Origin of the sequence: Robertmurraya sp. DFI.2.37 (assembly GCF_029211245.1) — a bacterium.
In the GTDB taxonomy this organism is placed as follows: domain Bacteria; phylum Bacillota; class Bacilli; order Bacillales; family Cytobacillaceae; genus Robertmurraya; species Robertmurraya methanolica_A.
This window is the reverse complement of sequence record NZ_JARGEJ010000130.1, coordinates 1-1,488: the sequence shown is the minus strand read 5'-3', so window position 1 is coordinate 1,488 and position 1,488 is coordinate 1. Positions and strand designations below refer to the sequence as shown.

Sequence of the window (1,488 nt, the reverse complement as noted above, 5' to 3'; positions counted from 1 at the left end):
TACTTGGAGTGATGAAGATGCTTTCGAAACATAATTCCATTCAACGTGATCAAGTAGAAATGGTCGCTTTAGACCAGTTGGTGCCTGAAAATCATTTAGTCCGAAAAATGGAGGCAGCGATTGATTTCTCCTTCATTTATGATTTGGTGAAAGATACATACTCTGAAGTCGGCCGCCCAAGTATTGATCCTGTTATTTTAATTAAATTAACCTTTATTCAATATACTTTTGGTATTCGCTCAATGCGTCAAACGATTGAAGAATTAAAAACGAACATGGCTTATCGCTGGTTTCTAGGCTATGGTTTCTATGACAAAGTCCCTCATTTCTCTACCTTTGGTAAGAACTATGAACGTCGCTTTAAAGATACCGATTTATTTGAACAGATTTTCTATCGAATTCTAAAAACAGCGGCTGAAAAGAAATTGATTAGTGCAGAACACGTTTTTATCGACTCCACTCATGTGAAAGCGAGTGCGAATAAACATAAATTCGAGAAAAAAGTGGTTCGGAAAGAAACCCGTGCTTATCAAGAACAACTTCAAGAAGAAATCAACCAAGACCGTGAAGATCATGGAAAAAAACCGTTCCCGCCAGATAAGTTTGAAAAAGAAGAATCAAAGGAAATAAAAGAAAGTACCACGGATCCTGAGAGTGGCTACTATGTGAAAGACGAACGCACTAAGCAGTTCGCCTATTCTTTTCATGCGGCTTCTGACCGTAATGGATTTGTTCTGGGAAGTATTGTGACACCAGGAAACACTCATGATAGCGTAATCCTAGAGCCATTAGTAGAACAAGTGATTGAGAAAGTGGAAAAACCTGAAGCTGTTGCGGCAGACGCAGCTTATAAAACACCTGCCATCACGAAATACTTAATCGAGAACGAAATGACACCAGCGTTACCTTATACACGACCACGTACAAAAGAAGGTTTTTTCCGAAAACACGAATACGTATATGATGAACACTATGATTGTTACATATGTCCAGCCGGGGAGATTTTACCTTACTCGACCACGACGAAAGAGGGATATCGTGAGTACAAATCACCTAAGCAGATTTGTGCCACTTGTCCATTTTTGTCACAGTGTACACAGAGTAAGGAACACCAAAAAGTGGTGACACGCCATATCTGGCAAGAGTATGTGGAGGAAGCCGATCATCTTCGTCATCACAAAGATGTAAAACCTATATATGCAAAGCGAAAAGAAACAATTGAACGAGTATTCGCTGATGCAAAAGAAATGCATGGTATGCGTTGGACAACGTTAAGGGGACTTAAAAAATTGTCGATGCAGGCGATGCTTACTTTCGCTGCCATGAATTTGAAGAAGATGGCCAACTGGATATGGCGAGGTCCAGAAATGGCCTAGTAGATGAGATTAAGAAGAGGTCAAAATACCTCAAAATAGGGAAAAACTTAAGAAAATCATTAAAAGGGGTTCGGAATGTGACCATTCCGAACCCCTTTTGTCGACAAACTGA

At 39.9% G+C, this 1,488-nt stretch carries 1 protein-coding gene; it reads left to right on the top strand.

Translation table 11 applies throughout. The annotated features are described in order from the left end of the window. Nucleotides 1-17: 17 nt before the first annotated feature. Nucleotides 18-1,376, top strand: a complete 1,359-nt coding sequence (locus PZE06_RS25690) for an IS1182 family transposase (RefSeq protein ID WP_150917866.1) — start codon at nt 18-20, stop codon at nt 1,374-1,376. Nucleotides 1,377-1,488: the final 112 nt, after the last annotated feature.